This window comes from Parviterribacter kavangonensis (assembly GCF_056863335.1).
This window is the reverse complement of sequence record NZ_JBXPJA010000001.1, coordinates 1,914,597-1,931,667: the sequence shown is the minus strand read 5'-3', so window position 1 is coordinate 1,931,667 and position 17,071 is coordinate 1,914,597. Positions and strand designations below refer to the sequence as shown.

General features: G+C 72.4%; 22 protein-coding genes and 1 riboswitch. Of the genes, 19 read left to right on the top strand and 3 right to left on the bottom strand.

Annotation, left to right across the window (positions count from 1 at the left end):
- The first annotated feature begins 128 nt into the window (after positions 1-128).
- From AC1UE4_RS09950 to rdgB, 4 genes are all read left to right on the top strand, one after another.
- The gene (locus tag AC1UE4_RS09950) at positions 129-368 is read left to right on the top strand and encodes a hypothetical protein (RefSeq protein ID WP_482917066.1); all 240 of its coding nucleotides are present in this window, start codon (positions 129-131) and stop codon (positions 366-368) included.
- A 72-nt stretch (positions 369-440) separates the two neighbouring features.
- Positions 441-1,289 carry a glutamate racemase gene (gene murI / locus AC1UE4_RS09945; protein WP_482917065.1) on the top strand — a complete coding sequence of 283 codons (849 nt, stop codon included), beginning with the start codon at positions 441-443 and terminating at the stop codon, positions 1,287-1,289.
- On the top strand, positions 1,286-1,993 hold the full coding sequence (rph, locus tag AC1UE4_RS09940) for a ribonuclease PH (protein ID WP_482917064.1): 708 nt from the start codon (positions 1,286-1,288) through the stop codon (positions 1,991-1,993). The genes murI and rph overlap by 4 nt, the downstream gene beginning before the upstream one ends.
- Positions 1,990-2,571, top strand: a complete 582-nt coding sequence (gene rdgB, locus AC1UE4_RS09935) for an RdgB/HAM1 family non-canonical purine NTP pyrophosphatase (protein ID WP_482917063.1) — start codon at positions 1,990-1,992, stop codon at positions 2,569-2,571. The genes rph and rdgB overlap by 4 nt, the downstream gene beginning before the upstream one ends.
- Here rdgB and AC1UE4_RS09930 read toward each other — a convergent pair.
- On the bottom strand, positions 2,558-2,698 hold the full coding sequence (locus AC1UE4_RS09930; protein WP_482917062.1) for a hypothetical protein: 141 nt from the start codon (positions 2,696-2,698) through the stop codon (positions 2,558-2,560). The two genes, rdgB and AC1UE4_RS09930, sit on opposite strands and share 14 nt — an antisense overlap.
- Before the next feature lie 141 nt (positions 2,699-2,839).
- Here AC1UE4_RS09930 and AC1UE4_RS09925 point away from each other — a divergent pair, with 141 nt between their 5' ends.
- The 14 genes from AC1UE4_RS09925 (at position 2,840) to AC1UE4_RS09860 (ending at position 14,541) form a co-directional block, all read left to right on the top strand.
- On the top strand, positions 2,840-3,115 hold the full coding sequence (locus tag AC1UE4_RS09925; RefSeq protein WP_482917061.1) for an HU family DNA-binding protein: 276 nt from the start codon (positions 2,840-2,842) through the stop codon (positions 3,113-3,115).
- A gap of 102 nt (positions 3,116-3,217) precedes the next feature.
- Positions 3,218-3,493 (top strand): HU family DNA-binding protein, encoded by a 276-nt coding sequence (locus AC1UE4_RS09920; RefSeq protein WP_482917060.1) that lies wholly within the window; start codon positions 3,218-3,220, stop codon positions 3,491-3,493.
- On the top strand, positions 3,490-4,356 hold the full coding sequence (gene pyrF / locus AC1UE4_RS09915; protein ID WP_482918227.1) for an orotidine-5'-phosphate decarboxylase: 867 nt from the start codon (positions 3,490-3,492) through the stop codon (positions 4,354-4,356). Before AC1UE4_RS09920 ends, pyrF begins: the two co-directional genes overlap by 4 nt.
- Before the next feature lie 28 nt (positions 4,357-4,384).
- Entirely contained in the window at positions 4,385-4,744 is a 360-nt protein-coding gene (locus tag AC1UE4_RS09910; RefSeq protein WP_482917059.1) for a LysM peptidoglycan-binding domain-containing protein, read from the top strand.
- On the top strand, positions 4,744-5,961 hold the full coding sequence (locus tag AC1UE4_RS09905; RefSeq protein WP_482917058.1) for a D-alanyl-D-alanine carboxypeptidase family protein: 1,218 nt from the start codon (positions 4,744-4,746) through the stop codon (positions 5,959-5,961). The genes AC1UE4_RS09910 and AC1UE4_RS09905 overlap by 1 nt, the downstream gene beginning before the upstream one ends.
- Positions 5,958-6,914 carry a 1-phosphofructokinase family hexose kinase gene (locus AC1UE4_RS09900; protein ID WP_482917057.1) on the top strand — a complete coding sequence of 319 codons (957 nt, stop codon included), beginning with the start codon at positions 5,958-5,960 and terminating at the stop codon, positions 6,912-6,914. Before AC1UE4_RS09905 ends, AC1UE4_RS09900 begins: the two co-directional genes overlap by 4 nt.
- Before the next feature lie 110 nt (positions 6,915-7,024).
- Positions 7,025-8,278, top strand: coding sequence for a GuaB3 family IMP dehydrogenase-related protein (locus tag AC1UE4_RS09895; protein WP_482917056.1), 1,254 nt, complete (start codon positions 7,025-7,027; stop codon positions 8,276-8,278).
- Between the two features lie 115 nt (positions 8,279-8,393).
- Positions 8,394-9,917, top strand: a complete 1,524-nt coding sequence (guaA, locus tag AC1UE4_RS09890; RefSeq protein ID WP_482918226.1) for a glutamine-hydrolyzing GMP synthase — start codon at positions 8,394-8,396, stop codon at positions 9,915-9,917.
- A gap of 1 nt (position 9,918) precedes the next feature.
- Positions 9,919-10,680, top strand: coding sequence for an alpha/beta fold hydrolase (locus AC1UE4_RS09885; protein WP_482917055.1), 762 nt, complete (start codon positions 9,919-9,921; stop codon positions 10,678-10,680).
- Positions 10,681-10,869: 189 nt separating this feature from the next.
- The gene (locus tag AC1UE4_RS09880; RefSeq protein ID WP_482917054.1) at positions 10,870-11,742 is read left to right on the top strand and encodes a hypothetical protein; all 873 of its coding nucleotides are present in this window, start codon (positions 10,870-10,872) and stop codon (positions 11,740-11,742) included.
- On the top strand, positions 11,742-12,473 hold the full coding sequence (locus tag AC1UE4_RS09875) for a L,D-transpeptidase (protein WP_482917053.1): 732 nt from the start codon (positions 11,742-11,744) through the stop codon (positions 12,471-12,473). The genes AC1UE4_RS09880 and AC1UE4_RS09875 overlap by 1 nt, the downstream gene beginning before the upstream one ends.
- A 93-nt stretch (positions 12,474-12,566) precedes the next feature.
- Positions 12,567-13,193 carry a DUF47 domain-containing protein gene (locus tag AC1UE4_RS09870; protein ID WP_482917052.1) on the top strand — a complete coding sequence of 209 codons (627 nt, stop codon included), beginning with the start codon at positions 12,567-12,569 and terminating at the stop codon, positions 13,191-13,193.
- A gap of 8 nt (positions 13,194-13,201) precedes the next feature.
- Positions 13,202-14,308: an inorganic phosphate transporter gene (locus AC1UE4_RS09865; RefSeq protein ID WP_482917051.1), complete on the top strand. Its 1,107-nt coding sequence runs from the start codon at positions 13,202-13,204 to the stop codon at positions 14,306-14,308.
- Positions 14,305-14,541 (top strand): hypothetical protein, encoded by a 237-nt coding sequence (locus tag AC1UE4_RS09860; protein ID WP_482917050.1) that lies wholly within the window; start codon positions 14,305-14,307, stop codon positions 14,539-14,541. The genes AC1UE4_RS09865 and AC1UE4_RS09860 overlap by 4 nt, the downstream gene beginning before the upstream one ends.
- A 12-nt stretch (positions 14,542-14,553) precedes the next feature.
- On the opposite strand, the gene AC1UE4_RS09855 is transcribed toward AC1UE4_RS09860, so the two are convergent.
- Positions 14,554-15,021: a cupin domain-containing protein gene (locus tag AC1UE4_RS09855; RefSeq protein WP_482917049.1), complete on the bottom strand. Its 468-nt coding sequence runs from the start codon at positions 15,019-15,021 to the stop codon at positions 14,554-14,556.
- A gap of 32 nt (positions 15,022-15,053) precedes the next feature.
- Positions 15,054-16,319: a M23 family metallopeptidase gene (locus tag AC1UE4_RS09850; protein WP_482917048.1), complete on the bottom strand. Its 1,266-nt coding sequence runs from the start codon at positions 16,317-16,319 to the stop codon at positions 15,054-15,056.
- Positions 16,313-16,481: riboswitch (cyclic di-AMP (ydaO/yuaA leader) on the bottom strand. It overlaps the preceding gene by 7 nt.
- Positions 16,482-16,607: 126 nt before the next feature.
- Between AC1UE4_RS09850 and rplM the strand changes: the two genes are divergently transcribed.
- Entirely contained in the window at positions 16,608-17,042 is a 435-nt protein-coding gene (gene rplM / locus AC1UE4_RS09845) for a 50S ribosomal protein L13 (RefSeq protein ID WP_482917047.1), read from the top strand.
- The last annotated feature ends 29 nt before the right edge of the window (positions 17,043-17,071 follow it).

The following is a 17,071-nucleotide window of genomic DNA, read 5'->3' as shown; positions in this document are numbered from 1 at the left end:
CTAGTCCCGGCGCCTTCGCGGAGATCCGGCACGGAAGCGCGGCACTTGCTCGACGTTCGCGTCTCGAAGCGTCACACGATCCTCCGGAGCATCGGGGCCGTCCGCAGATCCACCACCGGAGGCCCTCGATGCCCACCCGCCTGCTCGGCGCGCTCCACGCCGCCGCCTGGACCGCCCTCTTCCGCGCCCGCGAGGACCGTGGGCAGGGGACGGTCGAGTACGTCGCGCTCATCCTGCTGCTCGCGCTCGTCTTCGCCGCCGTCGTGAAGTTCGGCGCCGGCAAGGACTTCGACATCGGCAAGACGATCGTCGCGAAGCTCAAGGACGCGATCGACGGCGTCGGCGACGCCCCGAAGACCGGCCGTTGAGCGCGCGGCCGGTCGCGCGGGGAGGGGAGCGCCCCGGGGAGGTCGCGCCGCGCGCTTCGCCAGAATGGAAGCGTGGCCACGCGACCCGCACCGCGCGACCGGCCCGTCGCCGTGTTCGACTCCGGCGTCGGCGGGCTGACCGTGCTGCACGAGCTGCTCGTGCACCTCCCGCACGAGGACTACGTCTACCTCGGCGACACCGCCCGGTTCCCGTACGGCGAGCGCACGACGGAGGAGCTCGAGCGCTTCACGCTCGAGGTCGCCGAGATCCTGCTCGCCGAGCACGCGAAGCTCCTCGTCGTCGCCTGCAACACCGCGACGGCCGCGGCGCTCCCGGCGCTGCGCGCGCGGATGATGGAGACGACGCTCGGCGTCGACGTCATCGGCGTCGTCAAGCCCGAGGCGGTCCAAGCCGTCACCGCGACGAGCACGGGCAGGATCGGCCTGCTCGCGACGCCCGCGACGGTGCGCAGCGGCGCGTACGAGCGCGCGGTGCAGGACGTCGACCCGCACGTCGACCTGACGAGCGTCGCCTGCCCCGACCTCGCGCCGATCATCCAGGGCGGCTTCCCGTTCGACGACCACGTCGTCGACATCGTCCGCGGCTACACGCAGCCGCTCAAGGAGGCGCGCGTCGACACCGTGATCCTCGGCTGCACGCACTACCCCCTCGTGCGGCCGATGCTCCAGCGCTTCCTCGGCCGCGGCGTGGAGATCGTCTCCAGCGGCCAGGCGCTCGCGCGGCAGGTCGAGCACGCGCTCGCCTCCCGCGGCCTCGAGAACCCGCGCGACGGCGAGGGCGACTACCGCTTCCTGTGCACCGGCGACGTCGATGCGTTCAAGGCGCTCGGCACGCGCTTCCTGCAGATGCCGCTCGGCGAGGTCGCGCAGGTCGACCGCAAGCTCATCGAGGTCCCATGACACGCTCCTACGACCGCACGCCCGCGCAGGCGCGGCCCACCACGATCACGCCCGGCTTCGTCCCGACGGCGACCGGATCGGCGCTCATCGCCCAGGGCGAGACGCGCGTCATCTGCACGGCGACCGTCGAGAGCTCCGTGCCGCGCTGGATGGAGGGCCGCGGAACGGGCTGGGTCACCGCCGAGTACGGGATGCTGCCCGCGAGCACGAACACCCGCAAGCAGCGCGATGCCACGCGCGGCAAGCAGGACGGCCGCACGGTCGAGATCCAGCGCCTCATCGGCCGCTCGCTGCGCGGCGTCGTGGACTTCAAGAAGCTCGGCGAGCGGACCGTGTGGATCGACTGCGACGTCCTCACCGCCGACGGGGGCACGCGGTGCGCGTCGATCACAGGCGGCTACGTCGCGCTCGCGCTGGCGCTGCGCGCCGCCGGCGCCGAGCAGGCGCTGACCGGCAGCATCGCCGCGATCAGCGTCGGGATGGTCGACGGCGCCGCGGTCTGCGATCTGGACTACCGCGAGGACTCCTCGGCCGAGGTCGACGCGAACGTCGTCATGACCGGCGACGGCGGGCTCGTCGAGGTCCAGGCGACGGCGGAGCGCACGCCGCTGCAGCGCGCGTCGCTGGACGAGCTGCTCGAGCTCGCCGCAGGAGGGATCGCGGAGCTGCGCCGCGTGCAGGACGACGCGATCGCGGCCCGATGAGGCTGGTCCTCGCAACGCGCAACGACCACAAGGCGCGCGAGTTCGCGGCGCTCATGGCGCCCCACGAGGTCGAGCCGCTGCCCGGCGACCTCGAGCTGCCGCCCGAGACGGGGACGACGTTCGCCGAGAACGCGCTCGGCAAGGCGCGCGCGGCGGCGGAGGGGACCGGCCGCCCGGCGTTCGCCGACGACAGCGGGATCGCGGCGGAGGCGCTCGGCGGCGCGCCGGGCGTCCGTTCCGCCCGCTTCGCCGGCGAGGACGCGACGGACGAGGAGAACCTCGCCAAGCTCCTGCGCGAGGCGCCCGCCGGGAGCGCGCTCGAGTACGTCTGCGCCATCGCCTACGTCGACCCCGGCGGGACCGAGCACGTCGTCGAGGGGCGCTGCGAGGGCACGCTGAGCGACGATCCGCGCGGCGACGGCGGATTCGGCTACGACCCCGCGTTCGTGCCGGTCGAGCATCCGGACCGCACGATGGCCGAGCTGACGCAGGCCGAGAAGGACGCGATCAGCCACCGCGGGCGCGCGGCGCGCGCGCTGCTCGCATGGTTGGGCTGCGACGCGCCTAGCGCAGGTTGATCGAGGCCGACAGGCCGACCGCGAGGGCCACGACGCCGTAGCCGTTGTAGCCCGAGACGAAGAGCAGGATCGCCGTGATGACGCAGGCGGCGACGGTGCAGAGCCAGGCGATGCGGGAGAGCGGCACGGCCCGAAGAGTGCCCGAAAAGGCCGCAAAGAGCAGTTCCGATGGGCCGTCAACGCTCGTTGAAGCCGCGCGCAAGCCCGATTCCGCCGGACCAGTTGACTATGGTGGCGGCGTTTCCGCGAACGGGGAGGAAGAACGCCCATGAACAGGACAGAACTCGCACAGCAGGTTGCCAGCCGTGCCGGCATCGACAACGGCGAGGCCAAGAAGGCCGTCGACGCGGTGTTCGAGGTCGTCACGGACGAGCTCGGCAACGGTGGTGAGGTCTCGATCTCGGGCTTCGGCAAGTTCAGCGTGAGCGATCGCGCCGCCCGCCAGGGTGTGAACCCGGCGACCGGCGAGAAGATCCAGATCGCCGCCTCGAAGGCCGCGAAGTTCTCCGCCGCGAGCGGGCTCAAGAGCAAGCTCAACGGCTAGCTCGCGAGCCGGCCGCAGCGCCGGCCGCTCCAGCGGCGCCGGACCATCCGGCGCCGCTGGTAGCGTCGCCGCGCCCTGTCCCGTCGTACGGAAGGACCGCACGTGACCAAGTCAGAGTTCGTCGACCAGGTGGCTTCCCGCAGCGGGCTCAGCCGCAAGGACGCCGCCGCGGCCGTCGACGCCGCGCTCGACACCGTGCAGGACGCGCTCACCCGCGGCAGCGATGTCACGTTCTCCGGCTTCGGCAAGTTCCACGTGGCGGAGCGCAGCGCCCGCCAGGGCGTCAACCCCGCCACGGGCGAGAAGATCCAGATCGCCGCCTCCAAGGCCCCGAAGTTCACCGCCGGCGCGGCGCTGAAGAAGGCCGTCAAGGGCTGACCGCCTTCGCGGACCTCCTCGCGGCGCGCGTCGCCGAACGCGCGTCGCAGATCGTCCTCGGCCTCGATCCCGATCCCGCGCGGGTCTGGCCCGAGGCGCTCGAGGCCGATCCCGGCACCGGCGCACCGGCCGACCGCGCCGCGGAGGTCGTCGTCGCCCACTGCGCCGCGCTGATCGCCGCCGCGGGCCCGGCCTGCGTGGCGATCAAGCCGCAGGTCGCCTGCTTCGAACGGCTCGGCGCGCCCGGCTGGACCGCGCTGCACCGCGTCGCCGCCGCCGCGAAGGCGGCCGGCCTGCTCGTGCTCGCCGACGCCAAGCGTGGCGACATCGGCGTCACCGCCGAGGCCTACGCCCAGGCGTTCCTCGCCGGCACCGAGACGCCGTTCGGCGCGGTGGCCGGCCTCGACGCCGACGCGATGACGGTCAACCCGTACCTGGGCGAGGACACGCTCGAGCCCTTCGCGGCCAGCGGCCGCGGGATCTTCGTCCTCGTCCGCACCTCGAACCCCGGCGCCGCCGGGCTGCAGGACGCGCGCCTGGAGAGCGGCGAGACCGTGTGGGAGCGCACGGCGGCGACCGTCGACCGCCTCGGCCTGAACGCCGTCGTGGGGGCGACCGCCCCGCAGCACCTCGAGCGCGCGCGCGAGCTCATGCCGAAGGCGACGTTCCTGCTGCCCGGCATCGGCGCGCAGGGCGGCCGCGTCGAGGACGTCGCCGCCGCGTTCGCCCCCGGCCGCAGCGGCGGCCTCGTCACCGCGTCGCGCTCCATCGCACGGGCGCACGAGCAGCAGGGCGGCACGCCGGCGGAGGCGGCGCTTGCGGAAGCCGAGCGGCTCCGCGAGCAGGCATGGGGCCTGGGCTGAGCCCCGCGCTCGTATCCTGCGATCCACCATGCGACGCCGCACCTCGACGCGATGGCTGGCGCCGCTCGCGCTGCTCGCCGCCGCCGCCGCGGTGCTGTCCGTGGTCAACGGCACCATCGGGCTGAGCACGTCCTCCGACGAGGAGGACTCGCCGCCGCCGGCCGCCACGACCAAGCAGCGCAAGTCCGGGACGTCCACGTCGACGACCGGCACCGGCACGACGAAGACGACGACCACCGCCACCAAGAAGACCTACACCGTGAAGCCCGGCGACACCTTCGGCTCCATCGCGGCCGCGACGGGGCTGACCGTGCAGGAGCTCCTCGAGCTCAACCCCGATCTCGACCCGAACGCCCTCACGGTCGGCGATCAGGTCAAGCTGCGCTGATGGCCCGCGTCACGGCCGCGATCGCCCTGGTGATCGCGCTGCTCACCGCGACGGCCCCGGCGGCGCACGCGCAGTCCGGCGACGCCCCGCCGAGCATCGGCGCGCCGTCGGCCATCGTCGTCGAGGCCAGCACCGGCGACATCATCTGGCAGCGCCGCGCGTCCGAGCGGCGGCCGATCGCCTCCACCACGAAGCTCATGACGGCGCTGCTGACGCTCGAGACGGCGGCGCTCGACGACACGCTCACCGCGCCGCCGTACTCGCCCGCGGCTGCCGAGTCGCTCGTCGGGCTCGAGGCGGGGGAGCGGATGTCGGTGCGCGACCTCTTCCGCGCGCTGATGCTCCCATCGGCCAACGACGCCGCGGTGACGCTGGCGACGGGCATCAGCGGGTCGGTGCCGCGGTTCGTGCGCGAGATGAACGCGCGGGCGCGGGCGCTCGGCCTGCGCGACACGCACTACACGAACCCGATCGGCCTCGACGAGGGCAACAACGCCTCGTCCGCGCGCGACCTCGTCAAGGTCACGCTGCAGCTGCGCCGGTTCCCGTTCTTCCGCGAGACGGCCGACTCGCCGCGCGCGACGCTGACGACGGGCGATCACACGCGCACGATCATCAACCGCAACCGGCTGGTGCGCGACGTCCCGTATGTCGACGGCGTCAAGACCGGCCACACCTCGAAGGCCGGCTACGTGCTCGTCGGGTCGGCCACCCGCGGCGGCGTCTCGGTCATCAGCGCCGTGCTCGGCGAGCCGAACGAGGCGGCCCGCGACGCCGACAGCCTCGCGCTGCTCAAGTACGGGCTCTCGCGCTATCGCCGCGTGACCGTGCTCGACCAGGACACCGTCTTCGCGCGCGCGGCGCAGAAGTACCGCGACGCGAAGGTCGACCTCGTCGCCGGCGACACCGTCAGGCGCGTCGTGCGGCGCGGCGAGAAGGCGCAGGTGCGCGTGACGAAGGCGCCGGACGAGCTCAAGGGGCCGGTGCCCGCCGGCACGCGCGTCGGCGCCGTCGAGGTCAGCCTGCGCGGCAAGGTCGTCGCGCGCGTGCCGCTCGTCACCGCCGAGGCCGTGCCGAAGGCGTCGCTCAGCGAGCGGCTCTCCGACGTGCTCGGGCGCGGCAGCTCGATCGCCCTCCTGCTCTTGCTCACGGCCTGTACGGTTCTGCTCGTGCTGCTGCGACGACGCGTCGTCCGTAGAGCGGGGAGCCGCACATGATCATCACGGTCACGCTCAACGCGGCGATCGACAAGACGTTGTCCGTGCCGAACTTCCGGCTCGGGCGCCGGCACCGCACCGTCGAGCAGACGACGATGGCGGGCGGCAAGGGCGTCAACATCGCGCGCTCGCTGAAGTCGCTCGACCAGCCGGTGATCGCCACGGGCTTCGCCGGCGGCCCGACGGGCACGCGGATCGTCGAGCAGCTCACGGCCGAGTCGATCCTCAACGACTTCGTGCGCATCCGCGAGGAGTCGCGCACGAACACCGCGGTGCTCGACCCGACGACGGGCGAGCAGACGGAGATCAACGAGCGCGGCCCGGCCGTCTCGGCGAAGGAGCTCGAGCTCTTCCGCGACAAGCTCGTCTACCTCGCGCGCGGCGCGGAGATCGTCGTCTTCGCCGGCTCGCTGCCGCGCGGCGTCGAGCCCGACTACTACGCCGAGCTGATCCGCGAGCTGCACAAGATCGGCGTCACGACCGTGGTCGACACCGACGGCGAGCCGCTGCGCCTCGCGGTGCGCGCCGAGCCGACGGTGATCTCGCCGAACGTCAACGAGGCCGAGGAGCTCGTGGGTCACGAGTTCAACGACGACGCGGACATGGTCAACGCGGTGCGCGACATGGGCCACATGGGCCCGCGCGAGACGATCATGACCACGCCCGACGGGTGCTTCGCACGCCTCAACCTCGAGGGGGAGCCGGTCGTGATGCGCGCCCGGATCGACCCGCGCGAGGCGGTCGCGACCGTCGGCTCCGGCGACGCGTTCCTCGCCGGCTTCGTCGCCGCGCGCTACGAGGGCCGGTCGGCGGAGGACTGCCTGGCGTTCGGCGTCGCCTGCGGAGCGGACTCCATCCGCCGCCTGGGCGCCGGGATCATCGAGCCGCGCGAGGTCGACCGGCTCGTGCCCGAGGTCGAGGTCGCGCGCCTGACGGCCGCCGCCGGGGTCTGATCTCAACGCTTGACGCCGCCGTACGGCGGTGGTCCGGAAAAGGCGGAAACACCGGAATTCGCCGTTGCTACGCTCGATCCTCCGTCCGCCCCCTCGCCTAGGATCGCCCAATGGAAGTTGAGATCGGCCGCGGGAAGAAGGCCCGCCGCGCCTACGGATTCGATGACATCGCCATCGTCCCGTCCCGCCGGACGCGTGACCCCGACGACGTCGACATCACGTGGAAGCTCGGCGACTACCGCTTCGAGCTGCCGCTCATGGCGTCCGCCATGGACGGCGTCGTCTCCCCGCAGACGGCCGGGATCATCGGCAAGCTCGGCGGCTGCGCCGTCCTGAACCTCGAGGGCATCTGGACCCGTTACGAGGACGCCGACGAGCAGCTCCAGCGCATCGCGCAGCTCCCGAAGGAGCAGGCCACGCGCGAGATGCAGGCGATCTACCAGACGCCCATCGACGCGGACCTCATGGCGCAGCGCATCCGCGAGATCAAGGAGCAGGGCGTCGTCGTCTCCGCCTCGCTCACGCCGCAGCGCGTCCGCCAGTACTACGAGCTCGCGCTCGACGCCGGCCTCGACATCCTCGTCATCCAGGGCACCGTCGTCTCGGCGGAGCACGTCTCCACGGTCGCCGAGCCGCTCAACCTCAAGGAGTTCATCCGCGAGGTCGGCGTGCCGGTCGTCGTCGGCGGCTGCGCCTCGTACCACACGGGCCTGCACCTGATGCGCACCGGCGCGGCCGGCGTGCTCGTGGGCGTCGGCCCCGGCGCGGCGTGCACCACGCGCGGAGTGCTCGGCATCGGCGTCCCGCAGGCGACCGCGATCGCCGACGTGGCGGCCGCCCGGTCGCAGCACATGCTCGAGACCGGCGAGTACGCCCAGGTCATCGCCGACGGCGGCATGCGCAACGGCGGCGACGTCGCGAAGGCGATCGCCTGCGGCGCGGACGCCGTGATGATCGGCTCCCCGCTCGCCCGCGCGTACGAGGCGCCCGGCCACGGCTTCCACTGGGGCATGGCGACGTTCCACCCGACGCTCCCGCGCGGCGCGCGCGTGCAGACGGTGCAGAACGGGACGCTCGAGGAGATCCTCGTCGGGCCCGCGCACGAGAACGACGGCACGTTCAACCTGTTCGGCGGCCTTCGCACCTCGATGGCCACCTGCGGCTACCAGGACATCGCCGAGTTCAACCGGGCCGAGCTCATGGTCGCGCCGGCGCTGCAGACGGAGGGCAAGCACCTCCAGTCGGCGCAGGGTGTCGGCATGGGCGCCCGCGGCTCGGCCGCGGCGGCTCCGCGCGGCAACGGCAACGGCGGATCGGCCTCGCCGGATCCCGCCCAGCCGGCGATGGTCAGCTCCACCAACTAGTCGACCCCGAAGGAGGCCGCGCGCCGTGAGCGATGTCGTGACCGCGTCGAACGCGGCCCCTGAACTCGTCCCCGAGGACGCCACCGACGTCCAGGCGCCGCGCAGCGTCGACGAGGTGGTCGTCCTCGACTACGGGGGGCAGTACTCCCAGCTGATCGCGCGGCGCGTCCGCGAGTGCGGCGTGTTCAGCGAGCTGCTGCCGCATCACGTGGGCGCGGAGGAGGTCCGGCGGCGCAAGCCGAAGGGCCTCATCCTGTCCGGCGGCCCCGCGTCGGTCTACGCCGACGGGGCGCCGCGCCTCGATCCCGAGCTGCTCGAGCTAGGGGTCCCCGTGCTGGGCATCTGCTACGGCATGCAGCTCCTCGCGCGCGAGCTGGGCGGCCGTGTCGAGGGCGCCGAGGTCGGCGAGTTCGGCCGGTCGGAGCTGACGATCCGCGAGGAGGGCAGGCTCTTCCGCGGCCTCCCGCACGACCAGACCTGCTGGATGTCGCATCGCGACACGGTCTACGCGCCGCCGCCCGGCTTCACGGCGCTGGCGTCGTCGACCCAGTCGCCGGTCGCGGCGTTCGAGTCGACCGACCGCGGGCTCTACGGCATCCAGTTCCATCCCGAGGTCGTCCACACGCCGTACGGCCAGGACGTCCTCGACCGCTTCCTGCGCGACGTGTGCGGCAACGACATGGCGTGGTCGGCGGCGAACATCGTCGAGGAGCAGATCGAGCGCATCCGCGCGCAGGTCGGCGACGGCCAGGTCATCTGCGGGCTGTCGGGCGGCGTCGACTCGAGCGTGGCGGCGCTGCTCGTCCACCGCGCGATCGGCGATCAGCTGACGTGCGTGTTCGTCGACCACGGCCTCATGCGCAAGAACGAGGGCGACCAGGTCATCAAGACGTTCCGCGACCACTTCCACGTGCCGCTCGTCGCTGTCGACGCGGAGGAGCGGTTCCTGCGCAAGCTCGCCGGCGTCACCGACCCGGAGACCAAGCGCAAGACGATCGGCGCCGAGTTCATCCGCGTCTTCGAGGAGGAGGCGGCCAGGCTCTCGGGCGCGAAGTACCTCGTCCAGGGCACGCTGTACTCCGACGTCATCGAGTCGGGCGGCGGCACGGGCGCGGCGACGATCAAGTCGCACCACAACGTCGGCGGCCTGCCGGACGACCTCCAGTTCGAGCTCGTCGAGCCGCTGCGGGCGCTCTTCAAGGACGAGGTCCGCGCGGTCGGCGCGGAGCTCGGCCTGCCCGAGCGCCTCGTCTGGCGCCAGCCGTTCCCCGGTCCCGGTCTCGCGATCCGGATCGTCGGCGGCGAGGCGACGAAGGAGCGCCTCGACCTGCTGCGCGACGCCGACTACGTCCTGCAGGACGAGATCCGCAAGGCCGGCCTGTACCGCGAGCTGTGGCAGTCGTTTTGCGTCCTGCCCGACATCCGCACGGTCGGCGTCCAGGGCGACGAGCGCACGTACGGCTCCGTCGTCGTCATCCGCGCGGTGACCTCCGACGACGCGATGACCGCCGACTGGGCGCGCCTGCCGTACGACCTGCTCGAGCAGATCGCGTCGCGGATGATCAACGAGCTGCGCGACGTCAACCGCGTCGTCTTGGACATCACGTCCAAACCGCCGGGGACCATCGAGTGGGAATGACGTGACCGAGCCGGTCCTCACCGCGGACGGCGCGCAGATCGCGTGCGAGATCGTGGGGGAGGGACCGGACCTCGTGCTCGTCCATGCCGGCGTCGCGGATCGGCGCATGTGGGGGCCGCTGGTCGCCCTGGTCCGCGACCGGTTCCGCGTGATCGCGTACGACGCGCGCGGGGCGGGGGAGACCGTCGCGCCGGCGGGAGCGTTCTCGCCGTCCGCCGATCTCGTCGCGGTGATGGACCACGCGGGCGTGCGCGACGCGACGATCATGGGCGCGTCGTTCGGCGGGTTCGTCGCGATGGAGGGCGCGCTGGTGCGGCCCGATCTCGTCCAGCGGCTCGTGCTGCTCGACGCGCCGCTGTTCGACCACGACTTCTCGGACGAGCTCGAGGCCTTCGACGCCGCCGAGACCGCGGCGCTGGAGGCCGGCGACCTCGAGGCCGCGACGCGCCTCAACGTCGCGTTGTGGGCGGGCAACGCCTCGGCGGAGGTCCGGTCGCTCGTCGAGGCGATGCAGCGCCGGCGGTTCGAGCTGCAGCGCGCGACCCCGCTCGAGCCGCAGGAGCTCACGCCGTCCGCCGAGAAGCGCCTGGGTGAGGTGCGGGCGTCGACGACCGTCGCGTACGGATCGCTCGACGTGCCGGACTTCGTCGCTATCTCGCAGCGGCTGGCCGCGTCGATCCCGGGCGCGCGGCTCGAGGTCATCGAGGGCGCCGGGCATCTCCCGGCGCTCGAGCAGCCGGAGGCGGTCGCGGCCCTGCTGTGAGGCGGCTCCCGGTTCGGTTCTCCGCCGGCCGCGGCGGGGCGGCCCGCAGGACTGACCTGCGGCCTTCTCGAGACTTGCCGGAACCTGGCGTGCTCACGCTGGAAATGAGACGTTCTTGATACTGACGGCGAGCGGTCGCGGGCTTATGGTCGACCCATCGTTCCATTGCGTCCCCTGGAGCCTCGCCACATGCCCTCCCGCACCCGCCCCGCTCACGCCCTCACCCTCCTCGCCGGCGCCTCGCTGGCCGTCGCGCTCGCCGGCCCGGCGAACGCCGCGGTGACCGGCCCGACCGTCGTCGACGGGAACCCCGCCTGCGCCGACCTGAACCCCGCCTGGAAGGCCATCAAGATCGACAAGGGCACCTCGGGCTCGGCGCAGAACGCCGAGATCAAGGTGACCGACACCGTCAAGAACGGCGTGGTCTCGTGGACCTCGACCGTCCCCGTCGATGCCGTCATCGTCAAGGGCGGCACGCAGTCCAACGTCTACGGCTACAGCCCCGAGGCGACCTCGGGCAGCGGCCTCACCGCGCCGGGCAACGCGAACAACGACGGCAGCTATGGCGTCAGCCACGTCGAGTTCTGCTACGACGACGGCACCGACCCGAGCCAGCCCGATCAGCCCGGCCAGCCGGGCCAGCCGGGCGGCGATCAGCCCACGACCGGCGAGGACGCTCCCGGCACGACCACGACGACCACGACGGCGGGGGTCGCGGGCACCGCGGACAGCAAGCAGGTCGCCGCGAAGCGCAACGTCGCCAACCTCAAGAACGTCCGCGCATCGGCCCGCCTGCTCGCGCCGACCTCGTGCGTGAAGCGGACGTTCAAGGCGCAGGTGAAGGGCCGCGGCATCAAGTCGGTGACCTTCTACGCCGACGGCCGCAAGCTGGCGACGCGCAAGCACGGCAAGTTCTCGATCGAGCTCCCGATGACCAAGAGCGTCCGTCACCTCAAGGCCCGCGTGCAGTTCGTCGCCGGCGCCAACCGCCGCACCAAGACGATCGACGTCGCCGCCATCCGCTGCCTGCAGCGCGCCGTCAGCCCCCGCTTCACGGGCTGATGCGGCGGTCCCGGAGACTCTGCGCGCTGCTCGCCGTCGCCGCCCTCCCGGCGGCGACGGCCCGGGCCGCGGACCCGCAGCCGCCCACCGCGGCGAAGGTGTCCGCGGTCAAGCGGCTCTCCAACGAGCGCACGATCACCCGCTGGGCGCACACGTTCAACATCAGCCCGATCCGCAAGCGGCCGTCGGGCGGCGCGCGGCCCGTCGGGCGCCTGCGCTGGCGCACCGAGGACGGCCTCGCCGAGGTCTACATGGCGCTCGCCAGTCAGAAGGTCGACGGACGGGAGTGGGTGAAGGTGCGCATCCCCGGACGGCCGAACGGCCGCACCGGCTGGGTCCCGCGCACGTCGCTCGGCCCATTCAACCGCGTCACGACGCACCTGACGATCAACCGCGGCACGCTGACCGCCACGCTGCGCAAGCGCAGCCGCAAGATCTGGTCCTCGCGGATCGGCGTCGGCGCGGCGTCGACGCCCACACCGAAGGGGCGGTTCTACATCCGCGAGCTGCTGCGCGGCGACGGCCGCGCCTACGGCCCGTGGGCGTTCGGGACCAGCGCCTACTCCGGCCTCAGCGACTGGCCCGGCGGCGGCGTGATCGGGATCCACGGAACGAACCAGCCGCAGCTGATCCCGGGACGTCCGTCCCACGGGTGCATCCGGATCCCGAACGCGAAGATCCTGCAGCTCAAGCGCCGGATGCCGATCGGCACCCCGGTTCACATCCTCTGAGACCGCGAATCTCGCGCAGGATGCAGGGTGAAGTGCCGGTTCCCGACGCGGCAACCGGGCTTTCACACGGCTTTGACATAGACTCGCCGCCCGATGGCCCGGCTGTCGCAGGTGTTCACCCCCAAGGACCGGCTGTTCTTCGATCTCTTCGAGGAGCAGGCCGCCAACGTCGCTCGCGGCGCGGAGCTCCTCGAGGAGATGCTCCGCGGCTTCCCCGAGACGTCCCAGATGAGCCGGGACATCCTCCTGTGCGAGCAGGAGGGCGACCGCATCACGCACGACGTGATCAACCGGCTCAACCAGACGTTCGTCACGCCGATCGACCGCGAGGACATCCTCGAGCTCGCCTCGGCGCTGGACGACGTCATCGACCTCACCGACGAGGTCTCGGACTTCCTCGTCCTCTACAAGATCGAAGCGCCGATGGACCAGGCGCAGCTGCTCGCGCGGATCCTGCGCGACGCGTGCCGCCAGATCGTCGAGGCGATGCCGCGGATGCGCAACTTCGACGACATCTCGCACTACATCGTCGAGATCCACCGGCTCGAGAACGACGGCGACCGCGCCGTCCGCGAGGCGATGGCGTCGCTCTTCGATCGGGGTGTCGACCCGATGGTCGTCATTCGCTGGAAGGACATCTTCGAGCGCCTCGAGGAAGCGATCGACGCCGCCGAGCAGGTGGCGAACGTCCTCGAGGGCATCGTCATCAAGAACCGCTAGGCGGTCCGGTGGGCGACGACGTCATCCTCGTCATCGTCGTGGCGACTGCGCTCGCCTTCGACTTCACGAACGGCTTCCACGACACGGCGAACGCGATCGCGACCGCGGTGTCGACCCGGGCGATGGCGCCGCGGTCCGCGGTGGCGCTCGCCGCGATCCTGAACTTCGCCGGCGCGTTCATCTCGCTCGAGGTCGCCGCGACGGTCGCGAAGGGCATCGTCGAGGCCGACGTCATCACGCCCACGATCGTCTTCGGCGGCCTCATCGGCGCGATCGCCTGGAACCTCGCGACGTGGTACTTCGGCCTGCCGTCCAGCTCGTCGCACGCCCTCATCGGCGGCGTCGCCGGCGCGGCCCTCGCGGCGGAGGGCCCGGACGCGATCCTCGGCGACGGCCTGCTCGAGAAGGTGATCATCCCCGCGCTCGTGGCGCCGGTCATCGCCTTCACGGCGGCGGGGATCGCGATCATCATCGCCTACCGCATCGTCGGCCGCGTGCGGCCGGGGCCCGTGAACCGCGGCTACCGGCTCGGCCAGCTCGTCTCGAGCTCGATGTTCTCGCTCGCGCACGGCACGAACGACGCGCAGAAGACGATGGGCATCATCACGCTCGCGCTCATCGCGAACGGCAACCTCGACGCCGACAACTTCGACGTGCCGACCTGGGTCGTGGTCTCGTCGGCCATGGCGATCGCGCTCGGCACGTACTCCGGCGGCTGGCGGATCATCAGGACGATGGGCAGCCGCATCATCAAGATGGATCCCGCCCAGGGCTTCTCGGCGCAGGGCGCCGGCGCGGCGGTCGTGCTGACCGCGTCGCACCTCGGCTACCCGCTCTCGACGACGCACGTCATCTCCGGCGGCGTCATGGGCGCGGGCGCGGCCCGCCGCCTCTCGGCGGTTCGGTGGGGCGTCGCGGGCAACATCGCGCTCGCATGGGTGCTCACGCTGCCGTGCGCCGGCGCGATCGGCGCGGCGGCCTACGGCCTGACCCGGATCTTCGGAACGGGCGCGCTCGGCCCCGTCGTCGTCTCGCTCGGCGTGCTTGGCGTCATCGCGGCGGCCTTCGGTCGCCGGCTGCAGCGCGGTCCCGCGGTCACGGCGGCGCAGTCGTGATCGCCTCGATCGACGTCGGAGCGCTGCTCGAGCTCGCCTGGGTGGCGCCGCTCGCGTCGATCGTGGTCGCGACGGTGTTCTCGCTCGTGGTGCTCGGCGCGACGCGCGCCGCCGACGCCAACCGCGCCGGTGCGACCGGCACGGCCTTCGCCTACGGCGTCCTGGCGGTGCTGGCGGGGATCGCCTTCGCCGGGACCGCGGTGGCCGGCATCGTCGTGATCATCGCCAAGTAGGGGTGGGCGGGGTCAAGTCTCCCCGTCCCAGTAGTCGACGTTCGCGGACCGCCGGACCATGACGTCCTCCGCGCGGTTGCCGGTCCAGATCCCGATCTTGTCGCTGTCGGGGTAGGTCGTCGCGGTCGGGACGACGACGTCGGAGAACATGAGCACGCGGGCGGGCGCGTCGCTGTCGTTGCGGATCTGGTGCGCGCCGGCCGGGCCGGGCGGGAAGAAGACGGCGTCCCACGCCTCGAGCTCGTCGGTGCCGTCCGGATGGCGGACGCTCGGACGCCCCTCCAGCACGAGCAGCCACTCCTCCTCGCCGTGCTCGTAGTGGTACGGGCAGAGCTTCTCGCCCGGCGGGAGGTCGTAGACGCTGATGCCCGTCCTCTTCGCGCCCAGGCGCGTCCCGAGGCGGAGCATCGCGGCCTTGAAGCCGGGCGGGTCGTCCGGGTCGGTCTCGGAGGGCTCGGCGGCGATGTTGATGCGCTGCATGCGGCGATGATCGCCGAGCACGCCGCCGGGCGTCAGCTCTCGGCGTCCCAGGCCTTCAGGCTGGCGAGCGGGTCGAACGGGCTGCCGCCCTCGTACCAGCCCGGGGCGGACCACATCTCGAAGTGCAGGTGGCAGCCGTGCGCGTCGCCGGTGTCGCCGACGTTGCCGATCCGCTGGCCGGTGCGGACGCGCTCGCCCTTGGCGACGAGCGACGGCTCGCTCAAGTGCATGTACGCGTAGTCGACGTCCGTGCCGTCGCCGTCGATGACGAGGTAGTTGCCGGCGTTGCCCTGCCAGGCGTTGCGGACGACGACGCCGCCGCGCGCGGCGACGAGCGGCGTCCCGCACGGGGCCATGACGTCCTGGCCCTGGTGCATGTGGCCGGCGCGCCCGGCGCCGAAGCGGGCGCCCGACTGGCCGTAGTCGTGCGGGCCGCGGACGGGGAACTTGTGGTCGAGGAACCGGAACGCGTCCTCGACGACCGGCTCGGTGGCGCCGTCGCTGCCGGCAGCCGTGGCGGTCAGCGGCGCGATGCGGAACTCGTACTTGCCGCGCGGGACGACGCGGCCGTTGCTCGTGCCGTCCCACTGGATGCGCTGCTCGATCCCCGGGGCGACCTGGCTCGACATCCAGCGCGCGACCGGCGTGGTCGAGCCCGCGCGCAGCACCTCGACGGCGACGTCGAGCGGCGCGCCGCCGGTGACGACGTAGCGCAACGTCGCCTTGGCGAAGCCGCCGAAGAAGACCTTCGACTGCACGACCTGCCCGTCGATGCGGTCGCTGTTGTCGAGGTCGGCCGACGCGTCGCTCAGCGGTGCGGCGCCGTCGTCGGCGGCCAGCGACTGCGCCTCGATGCGCTTGGCGGTCGGCGCCACCGGAGCCGGCAGCACGGTGATGAGGTCGGTGCTCGGCGCCGACTGCGCGCCGTCGGCGGTGCGCAGCCGGACGCGGCCGCTCGGCGCGCTCTCCGGCACCCTGACGTCGACGGTGCGCGCCCGCGCGCGGCGGACGGGGGCGATGACGTCGTCGGCGTTGCCGGGGGCGCCGACGAAGATGACCTGGCGGGCGTCGCCGAGACCGCGGCCGGCGATGCGGACCACGCCGCGCGGGAGGACGCTCGCGTCGTCGTCGCAGCTCGACCGGCAGGTGACCGCGGTGATCGTGCCGGCGTCGGTGGCCGAGACGCCGCCGTTGCCGGCGAAGGCAGGCGCGGCGGGCACGGCGAATGCCGCGGCCAGCAGTGCCACCACGTAGCGGCGCCCACGCGCCGCCGAAGCCCCGTTGCGAACGATCATCATGGATGGATCGCCTACGGGGTTAGCTGTCGGGCTCGCGCTGCGGCACGCTGCGCTACCGGGCCAGCAGGCCCGGACTCGCCCCACGGACACCCGATCCCTCGGGCGCCCATCGGTTCCCCCGTCCCGCGTGCTTCCCGCACGCGAGCTCGGCGATGGCGCGGGAGTGTGCATAGTCCACCGGCGCCTTCACGGCACCGGGGGAAGGGTTCGCCGCAGGCGTCACATGCCCTGCGGGCGCAACCTTCTATGCTGTCCCGCCGCGCGTCCGATCGCGCCTTCTCGCACGCCATGAAGACCTACGTCGCCAAGCCCACCGATCGCGAGCGCAACTGGCTCGTCGTCGACGCGACCGGGCAGACGCTCGGCCGTCTCGCGACCCAGATCGCCGACGCGCTCCGCGGCAAGAACAAGCCCGAGTACACGCCGCACATCGACACCGGCGACTTCGTCGTCGTCGTGAACGCCGAGAAGATCAGCGTCTCCGGCGACAAGCGCACCGACAAGAAGTACTACCGCCACTCCGGCTACCCGGGTGGCCTGAAGGTGCGCACCTTCCAGGACATGATCGAGCGCCGGCCGGAGGAGATCATCCGGATCGCGGTCAAGGGGATGCTCCCCCGCAACCGCCTGGCCCGCAAGCAGCTGACCAAGCTCAAGGTCTACGCGGGGCCGGACCATCCGCACCAGGCGCAGAAGCCGCAACCGATGGAGCTGTCGCAGTGAGCGACCAGACGCCCGAGCAGCCCGAGGAG